The 15584-nt window shown below is 72.1% G+C and carries 16 protein-coding genes and 1 pseudogene; 11 read left to right on the plus strand and 6 right to left on the minus strand.

Translation table 11 applies throughout. The annotated features are described in order from the left end of the window. Nucleotides 1-38: 38 nt before the first annotated feature. Nucleotides 39-914 (minus strand): annotated as a pseudogene (locus ACE7GA_RS22520) (FAD binding domain-containing protein); the annotation flags it as partial. 26 nt (nucleotides 915-940) lie between these two features. Here ACE7GA_RS22520 and ACE7GA_RS22525 point away from each other — a divergent pair. Further along, a complete protein-coding gene (locus tag ACE7GA_RS22525) occupies nucleotides 941-1492 on the plus strand; it encodes a nucleoside 2-deoxyribosyltransferase (protein ID WP_376091861.1) in 552 nt (183 codons plus the stop codon). A 107-nt stretch (nucleotides 1493-1599) separates the two neighbouring features. On the opposite strand, the gene uraD is transcribed toward ACE7GA_RS22525, so the two are convergent. Continuing rightward, a complete protein-coding gene (uraD, locus tag ACE7GA_RS22530; RefSeq protein ID WP_376091864.1) occupies nucleotides 1600-2433 on the minus strand; it encodes a 2-oxo-4-hydroxy-4-carboxy-5-ureidoimidazoline decarboxylase in 834 nt (277 codons plus the stop codon). Between the two features lie 194 nt (nucleotides 2434-2627). On the opposite strand from uraD, the gene ACE7GA_RS22535 reads away from it, so the two are divergent. Together ACE7GA_RS22535 and ACE7GA_RS22540 are read left to right on the plus strand one after the other, a co-directional pair. Next, complete coding sequence (locus tag ACE7GA_RS22535) at nucleotides 2628-3263, plus strand: aldolase (RefSeq protein ID WP_376091867.1); 636 nt, start codon at nucleotides 2628-2630, stop codon at nucleotides 3261-3263. 82 nt (nucleotides 3264-3345) lie between these two features. Then, nucleotides 3346-3540: a hypothetical protein gene (locus ACE7GA_RS22540; RefSeq protein ID WP_376091870.1), complete on the plus strand. Its 195-nt coding sequence runs from the start codon at nucleotides 3346-3348 to the stop codon at nucleotides 3538-3540. A 168-nt stretch (nucleotides 3541-3708) separates the two neighbouring features. Here the strand turns inward: ACE7GA_RS22540 and ACE7GA_RS22545 are convergent, their stop codons facing one another. Next, complete coding sequence (locus tag ACE7GA_RS22545; protein WP_376091873.1) at nucleotides 3709-4497, minus strand: alpha/beta fold hydrolase; 789 nt, start codon at nucleotides 4495-4497, stop codon at nucleotides 3709-3711. 80 nt (nucleotides 4498-4577) lie between these two features. On the opposite strand from ACE7GA_RS22545, the gene ACE7GA_RS22550 reads away from it, so the two are divergent. The 8 genes from ACE7GA_RS22550 to ACE7GA_RS22585 all read left to right on the plus strand — a co-directional run bounded on the left by ACE7GA_RS22550 (nucleotide 4578) and on the right by ACE7GA_RS22585 (nucleotide 10409). Continuing rightward, entirely contained in the window at nucleotides 4578-5189 is a 612-nt protein-coding gene (locus ACE7GA_RS22550; RefSeq protein WP_376091876.1) for a glutathione S-transferase family protein, read from the plus strand. Further along, complete coding sequence (locus ACE7GA_RS22555; protein ID WP_376091879.1) at nucleotides 5182-6396, plus strand: CaiB/BaiF CoA transferase family protein; 1215 nt, start codon at nucleotides 5182-5184, stop codon at nucleotides 6394-6396. The genes ACE7GA_RS22550 and ACE7GA_RS22555 overlap by 8 nt, the downstream gene beginning before the upstream one ends. A gap of 32 nt (nucleotides 6397-6428) precedes the next feature. Further along, the gene (locus ACE7GA_RS22560; protein ID WP_376091882.1) at nucleotides 6429-6986 is read left to right on the plus strand and encodes a carboxymuconolactone decarboxylase family protein; all 558 of its coding nucleotides are present in this window, start codon (nucleotides 6429-6431) and stop codon (nucleotides 6984-6986) included. After that, the gene (locus tag ACE7GA_RS22565; RefSeq protein WP_376091885.1) at nucleotides 6987-7838 is read left to right on the plus strand and encodes an amidohydrolase family protein; all 852 of its coding nucleotides are present in this window, start codon (nucleotides 6987-6989) and stop codon (nucleotides 7836-7838) included. A gap of 12 nt (nucleotides 7839-7850) precedes the next feature. Further along, nucleotides 7851-8627, plus strand: coding sequence for an enoyl-CoA hydratase/isomerase family protein (locus ACE7GA_RS22570; RefSeq protein WP_376091888.1), 777 nt, complete (start codon nucleotides 7851-7853; stop codon nucleotides 8625-8627). Further along, nucleotides 8628-8819, plus strand: a complete 192-nt coding sequence (locus ACE7GA_RS22575; RefSeq protein ID WP_376091891.1) for a hypothetical protein — start codon at nucleotides 8628-8630, stop codon at nucleotides 8817-8819. A gap of 18 nt (nucleotides 8820-8837) precedes the next feature. Next, nucleotides 8838-9797 (plus strand): Bug family tripartite tricarboxylate transporter substrate binding protein, encoded by a 960-nt coding sequence (locus ACE7GA_RS22580; RefSeq protein WP_376091894.1) that lies wholly within the window; start codon nucleotides 8838-8840, stop codon nucleotides 9795-9797. A 240-nt stretch (nucleotides 9798-10037) separates the two neighbouring features. After that, nucleotides 10038-10409: a hypothetical protein gene (locus ACE7GA_RS22585; protein ID WP_376091897.1), complete on the plus strand. Its 372-nt coding sequence runs from the start codon at nucleotides 10038-10040 to the stop codon at nucleotides 10407-10409. Nucleotides 10410-10486: 77 nt separating this feature from the next. On the opposite strand, the gene alaS is transcribed toward ACE7GA_RS22585, so the two are convergent. From alaS to recA, 3 genes are all read right to left on the minus strand, one after another. Continuing rightward, complete coding sequence (gene alaS, locus ACE7GA_RS22590; RefSeq protein ID WP_376091900.1) at nucleotides 10487-13141, minus strand: alanine--tRNA ligase; 2655 nt, start codon at nucleotides 13139-13141, stop codon at nucleotides 10487-10489. Nucleotides 13142-13190: 49 nt separating this feature from the next. Next, complete coding sequence (locus tag ACE7GA_RS22595; protein WP_376091903.1) at nucleotides 13191-14108, minus strand: SPFH domain-containing protein; 918 nt, start codon at nucleotides 14106-14108, stop codon at nucleotides 13191-13193. A 394-nt stretch (nucleotides 14109-14502) separates the two neighbouring features. Then, nucleotides 14503-15540 carry a recombinase RecA gene (recA, locus tag ACE7GA_RS22600; RefSeq protein WP_376100480.1) on the minus strand — a complete coding sequence of 346 codons (1038 nt, stop codon included), beginning with the start codon at nucleotides 15538-15540 and terminating at the stop codon, nucleotides 14503-14505. Nucleotides 15541-15584 lie beyond the last annotated feature (44 nt).

Below are 15584 nucleotides of genomic sequence, written 5' to 3' on the forward strand. Positions count from 1 at the left end.
CTGGTAGGCGGGACTGGCCTGCGCGCTGCCCCCGGATCCACCTCGCCGCGCGCCGCCGCCGCGGCGTCCGAAAGCACCGGATCCGACAGGTCGGTGCCGACCAGCACGCCCGCGGCCCGCGGCGCCGCCATCGGCCGCGGCCCCGCGCTGCAGAAGGAGAGCCGCGCCGACACGCAGCGCCCGTCCGGCCCAAGCGTCACGACGGCGGCCACACCCATCATCGCGTAGTCACCCCGGCGACGCGCGACCTCCAGGAACGCCGTGCCCGTCTGCGCCGGCAGCGGCGGCAGGCGTACCTCCGCCAGCATCTCGTCCGGCGCCAGGATCGTCGTCAGCGGGCCCAGGAAGAAGTCCGACGCATCCACCTCCCGCGACCCGCCGGCCGAACGCAGCACCAGCCGCGCCCCGAGCGCCAGCATCACCGCCGGCAGCTCCGAGGCCGGATCGGCCTGGCACAGGTTCCCGCCGATCGTGCCGCGATTGCGGATCTGCGGATGCGCCACCTCGTGCAGTGCCTCGGCCAGGATCGGATGGCTGTCCCGCGCCGGGGCGTCTCGCTCCACCCGGGCGTTGCGGGCCATCGCGCCGATCCGCAGCCCTCCGTCCCCTACAGGCGACAGGCCATCGAGCCCCGCCACGCGGTTCAGGTCCACCAGCACGGCGGGCTGCGCCATCCGGAAGTTCATGGCGGGAACGAGGCTCTGCCCCCCGCCAGGAAGCGCGCGTCCTCGCCGTACCGCGCCTTCAGCGCCAGCGCCTCCTCCAGGCTCCCGGGCGCGTGCCAGTCGAAGGGAGCGGGTTTCACGGATCGGAGCCCATGCGCGGCAGTTTGGCGATCCCGGCCCAGGCGTCGAGGGGGGACGGGACGCCGTTTCGATCCCCCCGCGGAGGGGCGCTGCCCGCCCCTTGCGCAACCTGCCCGGACCGTCGTCACTGACGCATGCCGCTCGCCTACCTCGCCGGTCCCGACGTCTTCCTGCCCGACGCGCCGGCCCATGCCGCGAGGAAGGCGGCGATCTGCGCCAAGCACGGAATCACCGCCCTCGCACCGTTGAATGAGGACGTGGCCTCCCTCGCCGCCATGGTGGATGGGCAGGCCTGGCGCACGATCTTCGCGAAGGACGTCGCGATGATGGAGCGCGCGGACCTCGTCATCGCCAACCTCACGCCTTTCCGCGGCGCCTCGGCCGACGCCGGGACTCTGGTCGAACTCGGCTGGTTCCTCGGCCGGGGCCGGCCGATCTTCGCCTATTCGAACAGCGGGACGCCCTTCGCGGAGCGCAGCGCCAGGCTCCTGGCCCGCCTGCCGGACCCGATGCCCGGCCTGACCGTCGGCGGCTTCGGCCTGCCCGACAACCTCATGATCCCCGGCGCGGTCGAGAGCGCGGGTGGCCACCCGATCCTCGTGCCGTCGGACGGGGCGGACCTCCCCTTCGACAGCCTCGACCTGTTCCGCCGCTGCGCCGCGATCGCCGCGGCGTCATGTCGCTGAGGGGCGGGCCGCTGCGGGCAGGCCAGGGGCGTCGCAGGCCAGGGGCGTCGCAGGCCGGACCATGCTCGGGGTAAGCGCGCCAGGCGGCGCACCGACGCCCGATGCCGTCAGTCCCGCAGCGCCAGGCCCGCGCTGCGATCCCCGATGCGCAGGATGGCGCTCAAGGTCCGGTCCGGGTCCTGCACGGCGAAGCGGACCGCCGCGCCGCGCGGCAGCGAGGCGTCGGGCCACCCATCGACCGCGAGCGCGTAGTGCCCGACCCGCAGCGCCGGACCGGTCAGCATGGTGACGGCACCCTTCGCCTGCGGTCGCCCGCTCCAGGCCGGCCGTCCCTCCTGCAGCAGGACGACCCGGAACGCGTCCAGCGCCACGTCCGGCTCGGCGCGGGTGAGCAGCGCCAGCGCAGCGCCTGGGCGCGTCGGCCCCGGGAACCGGTCCTGCAGCCGCAGCCGGGAGACGTGCCCGACTTCCTCGAGCGCAGCCTTGATCTCCTCCGCCCCGTCACGCTGGCTCCTCGCGGCCAGGGCGCGCAGGACGGACTCGGGCGTGCGACGGCGCAGCGCCACGATGAACGGAAAGCCGAAGCGGGCCCGGTACGCCGCCAGCATCCCCTCGAACGCCCCGGCATCGGCGATTCCCGACAAAGGGTTCTCCCCCTGCTCGCGAAGGGACGCTTCGGAGAGGTCGCTGGCCAGGATGCCCAAGGTCAGCTCGGGGTGGCCATTCAGGAAGTCGAGCTGCGTCGCCGGGGCCGCCGTCGCGATCGCCCGCATCAAGGCGGCGTGCAGGGCCGGAAGGTCGGCGAAGGGCCGCTCGGCCGCGGCCGCCCTCGCGACCCACGACGCGTTCTCAACGATGCCGTCGAGAGCAGCGACAAAGTCGTCGACGTCCAGTCCGTTCAGCGTCGTGAGGTCCGGCATGGCGACCGGAAGGTCAGGCATGGTGGTCTCTCGTTTTCGCGATTCCGTATCAGGAACTACCCCGCATCGCGCGAACTGTCTCCCCCGCCCGCATCCATGCGGCCGCTGCCATGGTCCGCGGCGCACCCCCGCGACATCCCGGGCGCAAGCGGTCTAGCGTTGCGCCGACAGGACCCGGAGGAACCCCTGAACCTGCCCCCGAACGGCCCCTGTCCGTGACGGACGAAACGGCGCTGCGGGAGGCGCTCTGCGCCTATGGCCGGCTGCTTTTCGGGCGCGGCTACTCCGTCGGGTCGGCCGGCAACATCTCCGTGCGCCTCCCCGACGGCTACCTCATCACCCCCACCAATTCCTGCCTCGGCCGCCTTGAACCGGACCGCATCAGCAAGCTCGACGGCGACTGGCGCCACCTCTCCGGGGAGCGGCCCTCGAAGGAGGTGTTCATGCACCGCGCCGTGCTCTCCGCACGGCCACAGGCCGGCGCCGTCGTGCACCTCCATTCGACCCACGCCACGGCCATCGCCTGCCTCGCCGCGCCCGGAGAGGCCGCGCCGATCCCGCCTCTCACCCCGTATTTCGTCATGCGCATCGGCCGGTCCCTGCCCGTGATCCCCTACTACCGCCCTGGGGATGCGGCGATGGAACCGGCCATCCACGCCGCGGCCGCCGAGGCCCGCGCCGTGCTCCTCGCCAACCACGGCCCCGTCGTCTCCGGCGCAACCCTCGACGATGCGGTCTACGCCGCGGAGGAACTCGAGGAGGCCGCGCGTCTTGCCCTGCTGCTGCGGGGGCAGCCCGCGCGGGAACTCACCGCCGCGCAGGTGGACGACCTGCTTTCAACCTTCGGTTGAACCGTGTCCCGGCGGCCACAGCCCCGTCCCGTTTCATCACGGCTCTGTGAAACGTGTGCGCCGACGCGCTAGCCTTCGTCCCATGAGCAGCTTCCGCGCACATTCCATGGCCGGCCGGGTCGTCCTGGTTCACGACATGGACGAACAGACCATCATCTCGGAATTCGACGTCGAACAGGCGTCGACCCTCCTGAACCAGCTCGAGACGGCGTTGGCGGAGGTGCTGGAAGGCATCGCCAAGCGCCCCGCCACGCCGGCGCCCGAAGTCATCGCCTGACGCCTCCGTGGCCGTCTGAGGCCACGGCCGCGGAGGAACGGCGAGGGGTTGTCGGGCCGGGCGGCGTGGCCCGGCGCCGCCATGGCGGGACTATCGGCAAGCCTGGACGCGGCGATCCGGCGCGAAAAGACCCGCCGGACCGACCCGTCCGTGTTTTCAGAAGGTCACTCAGCCCCAGACCGCCCGGGCGAAGGTGACCAGCGCGTCGGCGACCGCACGCGGCTGCTCCGGCAACAGCGCATGTCCGGCATCGGGCACGACGACGCGCGTGACCTGCGGTCCCAGCGCCTCCCGCAGCTCCTCCAGCGTCGGCGGCGGCGCGATCGCATCCTCCGCCGCTGCGAGGTAAAGCAGCGGGACCCGTTCCGCCGCCCGCAGCCATTCCCGGTCCGTCGTGTTCGCGTTCGCGCGCCGCTGCGCCGCCGCGACCTCCGGAAACCAGCCGGGAAGCCAGACCGAGGCGTCATGCCCCGGCGCGAAATACGCGACCTGCAGGTTCCGCAGCCGCTCCGCGTCGGTCAGCGCGGGGTCGAAGGACCCGTTGATCGCCGCCGCGATCTCCGCCCGCGCGCCTGTCCCGGTCACTGCCGCGAGCATCGCGACGCCCTGCACGAGGGAGGTGTGGTCATGGGCCAGCATCCGCGCCGGCCAGTTCCCCGCCGCATGCCCCGCCACGATGACCCGCGACTCGCCCGCTGCCTCCAGGACCGCCGCGAGGTCCGCGGCGATGTCATGCATCGTCGCCTCCGCCCGCAACGGTGCCGAAGCCCCGATCCCCCGGGGCTCCATACGGATCACCCGATGGCCCGCCGCCGTGAGCAGCGGCACGATGCCGTCGAAATCCTCCGCCCCCCGCCCGAGCGAGGCGACGAGCACGATCGCCGGCCCCTTCCCGTCCGAGAACCACTCCAACGGTCCGTCCGGCCGGTCCAGCAGGTGCCGTTCATGCGCGGCCATTGAAAGCTTCCCCCGCCGTGGACAGGCCAGGCAAAAGGCCATAAACCTGACCTAAGGACAAGCACCGGGGGAACGCTGCGTTGAAACTGCACTGGTCGCCGCGCTCACCCTTTGTACGCAAGGTCATGGTCGCGGCGCACGAACTGAACCTGGCCGACCGGATCGAGCCCGTTCGCACGGTCGTCGCGATGAAGGCGCCCAACCGCGACCTCCTCCTCGACAACCCTCTGAGCAAGATCCCGACCCTCGTTCTGGATGACGGCACCGCGATCTTCGACAGCCTCGTGATTTGCGAATACCTCGACACCCTCGCGGGTGGCCGCCTCTTCCCCCGCGATGGCATGTCCCGCTGGCATGCGCTGACGCGCCACGCCCTCGCGAACGGTTTGCTCGACCACCTCATCCTATGGCGCAACGAGCGGGAGAAGCCGCCCGAGCGCCAGACGCCCGAATGGCTCGACTCCTTCGCGCTGAAGACCCGCGAAACCCTCGCCCGTCTCGAACGCGACGCCGCCTGGCTGGACGGGGAGCCTTTCGACATCGCCCACATCACGGTCGGCGTCCTGCTCGGCTACCTCGACTTCCGCTTCGACGACCTGCGCTGGCGCGACGCCCACCCGCGGCTCACCGCGTGGAACGAGACCTTCGCCGCCCGGCCCTCCGCCCGCGCGACGGAGGTCCGCGATGGCTGATCGGACCGGTCCCCTCTCCCATGTCCGCGTCCTCGACCTCTCGCGGATCATGGCCGCGCCCTGGGCGACGCAGATCCTCGCCGATCTCGGCGCCGACGTGATCAAGGTGGAGCGCCCCGGCGTCGGCGACGACACGCGGTCCTGGGGCCCGCCCTTCCTCGCGGACCGCGACGGCAACCCCACGAAGGAGGCGGGCTACTACCTCTGCGTCAACCGCGGAAAGCGCTCGATCACGCTCGACATGGCCTCGCCGCAGGGACAGGCCGTCCTCCGCCGCTTGGCCGAGCGTAGCGACATCGTGCTCGAGAACTTCAAGACCGGAGCCCTGAAGCGCTACGGCCTCGACGCCGCCTCGCTCCGCGCCATCAACCCGCGCCTGATCTATTGCTCCGTCACCGGCTTCGGCCAGGACGGACCCCGCGCGGAACAGGCAGCCTACGATTTCGCGATCCAGGCCATGGGCGGCCTGATGTCCGTGACCGGCGAGCGCGACGACGCCCCGGGCGGCGGGCCGCAGAAGGTCGGCGTCCCCATCGTGGACCTGATGACGGGGATGTACGCGACGGTCGCCGTCCTCGCCGCGCTGGCCCGGCGCAACGAGACGGGCGTGGGCGACACCATCGACCTCGCGATGCTCGACGTACAGGCCGCCTTCCTCGCGAACCAAGCGATGAACTGGCTCGTCTCGGGCCGTACGCCGAAGCGCGGCGGCAACCGCCACCCCAACATCCAGCCGCAGGACGTCTTCTCCTGCGCCGACGGCGCCTTCGTGCTGGCCGTCGGCAATGACGGCCAGTTCGCCAAGCTCTGCGAGGCGATCGGTCGCCCCGAATGGGCCGCCGATGAGCGCTTCGCGAGGAACCCTTCGCGCGTGCGGAACAACGCCGCGTTGACGCCGATGCTTGCGGAGCGCTTCGCGGCCTTCACTCGCGCCGACCTGATGCCGGCCCTCGACGCAGCCGGCGTGCCCTGCGCCCCGATCAACTCGGTTCCCGAGGTGTTCGACGATCCGCAGGTCAAGCACCGGGAGATGCTGCGCCACCTGCCGCACCCGGTCGCCGGCACCGTGCCGCAGGTCGTCTCGCCGCTGCGCTTTGCCGAGAACCCGCTGTCCTTCGACCGCCCTCCCCCGCTCCTCGGTGAGCACACGGCGGAGATCCTTGCCGAACTGGGCCTCGACCACGCCGCCCTGGCCCCGGCGCCGTGACGCCGCGCATCCCCCTCCCCGTCCCGGAGGACATGACGCGCGAGCAGCGTGCCGTGCACGATGCCGTCGTCTCCGGCCCGCGCGGGGTGATGATCGGTCCGCTGCGGGCCGCCATCCATTCGCCCGACCTCGCCGCGCGCTGGTCGGCCTTCGGCGAGGCGCTGCGCTACAATACGATCCTGCCGAAGCGCCTGAACGAATTGGCCATCCTCGTCACGGGCCGGCGCTGGACCGCGCAGGTCGAGTGGTGGGTGCACGCCACGGCCGCCGCCGCCGCCGGCCTCCCCGAGCCGATCATCGAGGCGATCCGCATCGGCGAACCGCCCGCCTTCGATGACCAGGACGACGCAGCGATCTACGAGTTCGCCCGCCAGTTGCAGCAGACCGGGACGGTGGACGACGCGACCTACGGCGCCGTCCTCGATCGCTGGGGCCCACGCGGCGTGGTCGAACTGACGGCCGTGATCGGCTACTATACCCTCGTGGCGATGACGCTGAACGTGCACGCCATCCCGCTGCCTGACGGCGTGGCGGAGCCGATCGCGCCGCTCTCCGCCACGTTCCTTACCGACCTGCCGCCGGCGCGCTGAATGGTCGAGACCATCCCCGCGCCGCCCGTCTCCGCCCCGCGTTACGCCCTGCCGGCCGGCGCCTGCGACGCGCATTCCCACGTCTTCGGCCCGCACGACCGCTTCCGTCCGACGCAGCCGACGATCTACGCCCTCCCCGACGCGACGCAGGAGGTCCAAGCCGCTACCCGCGCCCGCCTCGGCGTCGCGCGTGGCGTTCTGACGCAGCCGGCGCCCTATGGCACCGATCCGTCGGCCATGCTGGAGGCGCTGCGCGGTTCCGGTGGGGCGCTCCTCGGCATCGCCGTCGCGGCGCCCGACGTGACGGATGCGACGCTGGAAGACTGGCACGCGGCGGGTATCCGCGGCCTGCGCTTCACCGAGGTCCGCGCGCCCGGGGGCGGCCGCTACCCCGGCAGCATCGGCCTGGACGCGCTGCGCGACCTCGCGCCGCGGATGCGCGACCTCGGCTGGCACGCACAGATCTGGGCCTCGGCGGCCGACATGCCCGCGCTGCTGCCGGCGGCGCTGGGCCACGGCATCCCGCTCGTCCTCGACCACATGGGCATGCCCGATCCCGCGCGCGGGACCGACGATCCCGGTTTCGCCGCGATCCGCGCCGCGCTGCGCGACGGCCGCCTCTGGGTGAAGCTCACCACCTGCCGGATCAAGGGCGACGCTCGCCCGTTCCACGACGCGCTGATCGCCGCCAACCCGGACCGGCTGCTCTGGGGCTCCGACTGGCCCTACGTCCGGATGGACCCGCCGCCCGACGCTGGTGTCCTGCTCGATCGGTTCCACGAGTGGACCGCCGAGGAGGCTCTGCGCCACCGCATCCTCGTGGACAACCCCGCCCGCCTCTACGGTTTCTGAGGAGACGCCGCCGTGCTCGAAGGCCTCGAACGCTTCGTGGTGGACGTCACCGACCATGTGGCGACCGTGACGATGCGCGGCCACGCCGTGAACGCGCAGGGCCGGCGATTCCGCGAGGAGATCATCCGCGTGTTCGACACGCTGCACGACACGCCGGATTGCCGCGTCATCGTGCTGACCGGCGAGGGCCGCGCCTTCTCCGCCGGCGCCGACCTGAAGGACCGGCCGGACCTCACTCAGCCCGGCGCCTACCCGCAGCACAACCGGATGGTCCGCGCGTCCTTCGATTGCGTGCTGGACTGCGGCAAGCCCGTGGTGGCGGCCGTGAACGGAGCGGCGATCGGGGCCGGCGCCGTGCTTGCCTCCTGCTGCGACATCCTCGTCGTGGCGGAGGACGCCTTCCTTTCCCTCACCGAAGTGGATGTCGGCCTGGCCGGCGGCGCGCGCCACGTGCTGCGCCACTTCGGCCCATCCGACGCCCGGCTGATGGCCTACACGGCGCGGCGCATGTACGGGCCGGACCTGCTGCGGATGCGCGTCGCCTCGGCCTGCGTTCCGCGCGACAGGGTCGTCGAGGAAGCGACCGCCATCGCCCGGGAGATCGCGGCGAAGAGCCCCCTCGCCGTCCAGGCTGCCAAGCGCTCCTTCTCCTGGACCGAGGAAATGCCGTTGCGGGACGGCTATCGCTACGAGCAAACGCAGACCGTCGCGCTTTCCACGACGGAGGACTCGAAGGAGGCGCAGCGCGCCTTCGCCGAGAAGCGTCCCGCCGTCTTCCAGGGCCGCTAGATGCCGGGCGTCCTTCCCGGAATCCGCGTGCCGGACCCCAGCGGTGCCCTCGTCAACCCCGTCCGCTTCTCCGGCACGCCCGTCGTCGCGGCGCGCGTGCCGCCGCGTCAGAGGGAGCGTAGGCTGGAGGTGCTGCGGGACCTGCCGGCCGACGACGTGGCGACGGTGCTGGCCGGGAACACGTCGAGCTGAATCCGGGAGGAACGTAACATGCTGACGAGACGCCTGACCCTGGCGGTAGCCGTGCTGCCGGCCGCCGCTTCGGCCCAGGGGACGTTCCCGGATGCGCCGGTGCGGATGATCATCCCCTTCCCGCCGGGCGGGCCGGCGGACCTGATCGCGCGGCTGCTGGGACGGTCCATGGGCGAGCGGCTTGGGCAGCCCGTGGTGGTCGAAAGCCGGTCGGGAGCGGGCGGGGCGATTGGGGTGGATGCGGCGGCGAAGGCGCGGCCGGACGGGCAGACGATCGTGCTGGCCTCGACCGGGGCGCTGGTGGTGCTGCCGCACATGATGGCGCGGATGGCGTACGGCCCGTTGCGCGAACTCTCGCCGATCTGCCACGTGCTGTCGGTGCCGCAGGTTCTGGTCGTGCGGCGCGGGGGCGCCGCGGACGTGGCGGTGCTGGTCGCGCAGGCCAAGGCAGCGCCGGGGCGGCTGACCTTCGGCTCGGCGGGAAACGGATCCTCCCTGCACCTGGCGGGGGAGCTGTTCAAGCTGCGGACCGGGGCGGACATCACGCACGTGCCCTACCGCGGCGCGGCGCCCGCGCTGACGGACCTGCTGGGCGGTTCCATTTCGATGATGCTGGCCGACGTGCCGGTCGTGCTGCCGGGGATCCGGAGCGGCGATCTGGTCGCCCTTGCCGTGACGGCGGCAGCGCGGAACCCCGCCCTCCCAAGCGTCCCGACAATGGCGGAGGCCGGGGTGACGGGCGCGGAGTCGGAGACCTGGTACGCCCTGTTCGGCCCTGCCGGCGTGCCGGCCGACCGCGTCGCGCGGCTGCACCGCGCGGCGGCGGAAAGCCTGGCGGAGCCCGAGCTGCGCCGCGGCCTGGAGGAACAGGGCGGCGCCATCGTCGGCAGCACGCCGGAACAGCTCGCGGCGACGCTGCGGAGCGAGCATGCGAAGTGGGGCGAGATCGTGCGGCTTTCCGGGGCGAGGCTCGAGTAGGCCGGTCGCGGGCCCCATCACCGTCCGGGTTCCCGGCGGAGAAGCCGGGGGCCGCGGACCGGTTCGTGGCGGCGTGCCATATGCGCCCGGGTCCTCTCGCGCGATCCTGGCCGACGTCTTCGCCGTTGCCTCGCCGGGCGCGGCCGGGTGGCTGACGCCTATCGCAGGCATCGCCGCGGGCGCATGGCGCGCGGAGCGCGGGTGGGTGAAATTCTGCGCACAGCGAGAGGAGATCACGCCATGCGCCTCCTGATCCTGGCCTGCGCGGCCGTTGGGCTGACCCTGCCGGCGGTCGCGCAGGCCCGCGACTGCAAGGCGGATGGGACGCTCGTCGTCGAGAGCGTGACGACAGGCACGCAGCGGGTTTCGCGCGATCCGCGGTCGGGGCAGGGCGACTGGATCACCTATTCCGCGACGGTGCGGAACGCGTCGGCCAATCCGGTCGTGTTCACCGCCAGCTTTCCCTTCCGGGGCCTCCAGCAGAACTTCCTGACGGGGCAGAGCTGGGCGGTGCAGCCGGGGTCGCGGGCGTACCTGACCATCGGGAACACGCTGCCGCCGGCCATCCCGGAATCCTCGGCCCGGGACCTGCTGAACCTGACCTGCGGTTGAAAGCGGCGCCGCGCGGGTTTCGGACAAAAGGCGCTTCGGCGCGGGCGGCGGGGTGTGGGACACCCCGCCGCCCCGGGTCACGCGGGGACCGTCGCGAGGGCGGTGCGGACGGCGGCCAGGGCCTCGGCGGCCTTGGCGCCGTCGGGGCCGCCGGCCTGGGCCATGTCGGGACGGCCGCCGCCGCCCTTGCCTCCGACGGCCGCCGAGGCAGCGCGGACGAGGGCAACGGCATCGGCCTTGCCCTTCGCGGTCTCGCCGACCGCGACGACGACGCTGGCCTTGCCCTCGGCGCTGCTGACGAGGGCGACAAGGTCGGCGGTGCCGCCCTTCAGGATGGCCTCGGCCAGGCCCTTGAGGTCGCGGGGCGGGGTGTCGCCGAGGTCGCGAAGGGCGACGCGGAGGCCGGCGATTTCCTCCGGGCCCTCGGCGGTGGCGCCGGTCGCGAGCTTGCGGCGTAGGTCGGCGACCTCACGCTCCAGGCGGCGGCGTTCCTCCACCAGGGCGGCTACGCGGGCCGGGAGCTCGCCCGGGTTGACCTTCAGCGTGGCGGCGGCCTCACGAAGCGCCCTGTCGGAGGTCTCGATCGCGGCAAGGGCGGCGGCGCCAGTCACGGCCTCGACGCGGCGCACGCCGGCCGAGACGGCGCCTTCCGAGACGATCTTGAAGAGGCCGATGTCGCCCGTGCGAGCGACATGCGTGCCGCCGCAGAGTTCGAGGGAATAGACGCCGTGCTTGTCCGTCGCGGCGGGGTCGTGGCCCATGCCGACGACGCGGACCTCGTCGCCGTATTTCTCACCGAAGAGGGCCATGGCGCCGGCCTCGACGGCCGCTTCCGGCGTCATGAGGCGCGTCGTGACCTCGGCATTCTGGCGGATGCGGTCGTTCACCTCGGCCTCGACCCAGGCGAGGTCGTCGCCGGTCATCGGCGTGGGCTGCGAGACGTCGAAGCGCAGGCGGTCCGGGGCGTTCAGGCTGCCCTTCTGCGCGACGTGGGTGCCGAGGCGGCGGCGCAGGGCCTCATGCAACAGGTGGGTCGCGGAGTGGTGGGAGCGGATGTTAGAGCGGCGGGTGTGGTCCACTTCGGCGACCACGGGAGCGCCGGGCTTCGCGGTGCCGGACTCCACCGTGCCGAGGTGGACGAAGAGGCCGAGTTTCTTCTGGGTGTCGCGGACGGCGATGCGGAGGGCGCCCGGGCCGGTGATGATGCCGGCGTCGCCGATCTGGCCGCCGGACTCGGCGTAGAACGGCGTCTGGTTGAGGATCACGGCGACCTCGGTCCCCGGCCCAGCCGACTCGACTGCCGTATCGCCGGCGACAACGGACAGAAGCTCGCCCTCCGCGCGCTCGGTCGTGTAGCCGAGGAACTCGGTGGCGCCGAGGCGCTCCTTCAGGTCGAACCAGAGGGCCTCGGTCGCGGCCTCGCCGGTGCCGGACCAGGCAGCGCGGGCGCGGCGGCGCTGCTCGGCCATGGCGGTGTTGAAGCCGTCGACGTCCACGTCGCGGCCTTCGCCGCGCAACGCGTCCTGGGTGAGGTCGAGGGGGAAGCCGTAGGTGTCGTAGAGGCGGAAGGCGACGTCCCCGGGAAGCGGCTGGCGGTCGCCGAGCTTCTGAGTCTCTTCGGACAAAAGCCCGAGGCCGCGTTCGAGGAGGCTCCGGAAGCGGGTTTCCTCCAGGCGCAGCGTCTCCGTGACGAGTTGGTCGGCGCGGATCAGTTCGGGGTACGCGCTGCCCATCTGGCGGTTCAGCGTGGGGACGAGGCGGGCGAGCAGGGGTTCGGTCGCGCCCATCATGTGGGCGTGGCGCATGGCGCGGCGGAGGATGCGGCGGAGGACGTAGCCGCGACCCTCGTTGGAGGGGAGCACGCCCTCGGCGATGAGGAAGGCGCCGGAACGCAGGTGGTCGGCGACGACGCGGTGGGAGGCCTTGAAGGGGCCGTCGGGGTCCTGGCCCGTCGCCTCGGCGCTCGCGGTGATGATCGCGCGGAAGGTGTCGGTGTCGTAGTTGTCGTGGACGCCCTGGAGGATGGCGGCGACGCGCTCCATCCCCATGCCCGTGTCGATCGAGGGGCGCGGCAGGCCGCGGCGGGTGCCGGGCGGGCCCTCCTCGTACTGCATGAAGACGAGGTTCCAGATCTCGATGAAGCGGTCGCCGTCCTCATCGGCGCTGCCCGGCGGGCCGCCAGGGATCGAAGGACCGTGGTCGTAGAAGATTTCCGAGCAGGGGCCGCAGGGGCCGGTGTCGCCCATGCGCCAGAAATTGTCTGAGGTCGCGATGCGGATGATCCGGTCGTCCGACAGCCCCGCGATCTTCTTCCAGTGGTTCGCCGCGTCGTCGTCGTCGTGGAACACCGTGACCAGGAGGCGGTCCTTGTCGAGGCCGAGTTCCTTCGTGACGAGCGTCCAGGCGTGATGGATCGCCTGTTCCTTGAAGTAGTCGCCGAAGGAGAAGTTCCCCAGCATCTCGAAGAAGGTGTGGTGGCGCGCGGTGTAGCCAACGTTGTCCAGGTCGTTGTGCTTGCCGCCGGCGCGGACGCATTTCTGGGCGGTGGTGGCCGTGCTGTAGGGGCGGCGTTCCTGGCCCGTGAAGACGTTCTTGAACTGCACCATGCCGGAATTGGTGAAGAGCAGCGTCGGGTCGTTCCGCGGCACCAGCGGGGAGCTGTCCACGACGGCGTGGCCGTTGCGCGCGAAGTAGTCGAGGAAGGTCGCGCGGATTTCGTTCGTGCTGCTCATGAGGCTGATCTGGGGGTTCCGGTCGGTCGCGGGAACGCGAACCGGCCGATTAGCCCGCGCGGGGCCGGGGCGTCGAGGGGAGGCCGCGGTCAGCGTGGCGGGACATGCGGCGGCCTTTCATGATGCTGACCCGTCTGTATAGGAATATGATCAGATTGTCAAGCGTCCGGGACGTCGGGGGTGGGCTGCGGCTCGGCGACGCCGGGCTGCGCGACCGGCAGGACCGCGCCGGCGCCGAGGACGAGCGTCGGGGCGGGGCGGCCGGGCGCGGGGGAAAGGGCCTGGAGGGTACGGAGAGCCTGGAGTTCCGGGTTGCCGCGGAGCATGCGCGCGGCGTTGGCGAGCGAGCGGAGCGCGGCCTGCTCCCCCTCGCCCGCTCGAGCGCGGCGAGGCCTTCGCGCCGGGCGCGCTCGACCTCGGTGATCATGCGGCGGATCTCGGCGGGGAGGTGGAGGTCGCGGAGGGTGACGGCTTCCAGTTCGGCGCCGAGCGTGGCGGCGACGGCGGCGATGGGTGCGCGGAGCGCCTCGTCGAGCGGCGCGCCCTCCGCGCGGAGGGCGAGGAGGCCGTCGAGGTCGTGGCCGGAGATCACGCGCCGCAGCGCAGTCTGGGCGGCGACGAGCAGCGGTTCCGGGGCGTAGGCGTCGGAGCCGCCATTCGCCGCGTAGAAGCGCGGCGCGTCCGTCACGTGCCAGGCGAGGTTGGCGGAAAGGCGGACGGGGAAGCCGTCTCGGGTCAGGGCTTCCTGCCCCGAGACGAGGCTGGTGCGGGGGTTGAGCGAGACCGCGCCGACATGCAGGCCGCCGATGCCGGAGACGTGCCGCCCCGGCGGCAGGACGCGCTGGAAGCGGCCGTCGCGGAAGAGCAGGCCGGCCTGCCATTGCCAGACCGTGACGCGGCTGGCCTGGCGCCGACGCCAGGCCAGCAGCGGCGACGACGACGGTGGCGAGCACGAGGGCGAGGACAATCAGGCCCGGGCCGAAGACGCCCATACCGAAAACGGGGATCTGGTCGCGGGTCACGGTCGTCCTCCGGGCCTGGCGGGTCCGACGCTCCCTCCGGCGCCGCGGCCCCCGCGCGGGGGCGCGAAGCCCGCAGGGCGTGGGAGCGGCTGCCCCTTTCGGGGCTGGCGCCGGAGGTCGCTGTCGGGATTCGAACCCGGGCCCTGTCGGGCGGACCATGGAGGCCGCGCGTGCGTCCCGCGGACGGCGGCCCTACGGGACGCCCGCGGCCTGCGTGCGGCCGGTCTCATGAGGACGGCGCGGCGGCGATCCCGTCAAGCGGGCGGCCGGCGGCGGCTTCCGGAAACGACGAAGGGCCGCGCTCCCGCACGGCCCTTCCTCACGTCGCGACGGCGCGGATCACTCCGCGGCCGCGGCTTCCTCGGCGTCGGGCGAGGTCATCATGGCGTTCTGCACCACGCCGGCCTGGGCGCGGATCTTCGCCTCGATGGCGTCGGCGATCGCCGGGTTGTCGCGGAGGAAGCCCTTTACGTTCTCCCGCCCCTGCCCGATGCGCTGGCTGTCATAGGAGAACCAGGCGCCGGATTTCTCGACCACGCCGGCCTTCACGCCGAGGTCCAGCAGCTCGCCGACCTTCGACACGCCTTCGCCGTACATGATGTCGAACTCGACCTGCCGGAACGGCGGGGCCATCTTGTTCTTCACCACCTTCACGCGGGTCTGGTTGCCCGTGACCTCCTCCCGGTCCTTGATCGAGCCGATGCGGCGGATCTCCAGGCGGATCGAGGCGTAGAACTTCAGCGCGTTGCCGCCCGTCGTCGTCTCGGGGTTGCCGAACATGACGCCGATCTTCAACCGGATCTGGTTGAGGAAGATCATCATGGTGTTCGAGCGGGAGATGGAGCCCGTGAGCTTGCGCAGCGCCTGGGACATCAGACGGGCGTGCAGGCCGACATGGCTGTCGCCCATCTCACCCTCCAACTCCGCGCGCGGCACGAGAGCGGCGACGGAGTCGATCACCAGCACGTCGATGGCGCCGGAGCGGACGAGGGTGTCCGCGATCTCCAGCGCCTGCTCGCCGGCATCGGGCTGGGAGATCAGGAGGTTGTCCACGTCCACGCCGAGCTTGCGCGCGTATGTCGGGTCGAGCGCGTGCTCCGCGTCGATGAAGGCGCAGGTGCCTCCCTTCTTCTGGGCCTCGGCGATGGCCTGCAGCGCGAGCGTCGTCTTGCCCGACGATTCCGGCCCGTAGATCTCGATGACGCGGCCCTTCGGCAGGCCGCCGATACCGAGCGCGAGGTCGAGGCCGAGGGAGCCGGTGGAGATGACCTCCACGTCCTCGTTCATCTGCTTGCCGCCCATGCGCATGATCGAGCCCTTGCCGAAGGACCTCTCGATCTGGCTGAGGGCGGCTTCGAGAGCCTTGTTCTTTTCCATCGGGGCAGGGACCTTCTTGCCGAGTTCGGTGGCGGCGGCCGGTG

Source organism: Roseomonas sp. CCTCC AB2023176 (assembly GCF_042259275.1).
GTDB lineage: Bacteria > Pseudomonadota > Alphaproteobacteria > Acetobacterales > Acetobacteraceae > Roseomonas.

Excerpts from the sequence above, each read along its gene's own strand:
- ACE7GA_RS22525 (WP_376091861.1), top strand. The coding sequence starts at position 941 with ATGCCGCTCGCCTACCTCGCCGGTCCCGACGTCTTCCTGCCCGACGCG.
- uraD (WP_376091864.1), bottom strand. The coding sequence starts at position 2,433 with ATGCCTGACCTTCCGGTCGCCATGCCGGACCTCACGACGCTGAACGGA.
- ACE7GA_RS22540 (WP_376091870.1), top strand. The coding sequence starts at position 3,346 with ATGAGCAGCTTCCGCGCACATTCCATGGCCGGCCGGGTCGTCCTGGTT.
- ACE7GA_RS22545 (WP_376091873.1), bottom strand. The coding sequence starts at position 4,497 with ATGGCCGCGCATGAACGGCACCTGCTGGACCGGCCGGACGGACCGTTG.
- ACE7GA_RS22555 (WP_376091879.1), top strand. The coding sequence starts at position 5,182 with ATGGCTGATCGGACCGGTCCCCTCTCCCATGTCCGCGTCCTCGACCTC.
- ACE7GA_RS22560 (WP_376091882.1), top strand. The coding sequence starts at position 6,429 with ATGACGCGCGAGCAGCGTGCCGTGCACGATGCCGTCGTCTCCGGCCCG.
- ACE7GA_RS22565 (WP_376091885.1), top strand. The coding sequence starts at position 6,987 with ATGGTCGAGACCATCCCCGCGCCGCCCGTCTCCGCCCCGCGTTACGCC.
- ACE7GA_RS22575 (WP_376091891.1), top strand. The coding sequence starts at position 8,628 with ATGCCGGGCGTCCTTCCCGGAATCCGCGTGCCGGACCCCAGCGGTGCC.
- ACE7GA_RS22580 (WP_376091894.1), top strand. The coding sequence starts at position 8,838 with ATGCTGACGAGACGCCTGACCCTGGCGGTAGCCGTGCTGCCGGCCGCC.
- ACE7GA_RS22585 (WP_376091897.1), top strand. The coding sequence starts at position 10,038 with ATGCGCCTCCTGATCCTGGCCTGCGCGGCCGTTGGGCTGACCCTGCCG.
- alaS (WP_376091900.1), bottom strand. The coding sequence starts at position 13,141 with ATGAGCAGCACGAACGAAATCCGCGCGACCTTCCTCGACTACTTCGCG.
- recA (WP_376100480.1), bottom strand. The coding sequence starts at position 15,540 with ATGGAAAAGAACAAGGCTCTCGAAGCCGCCCTCAGCCAGATCGAGAGG.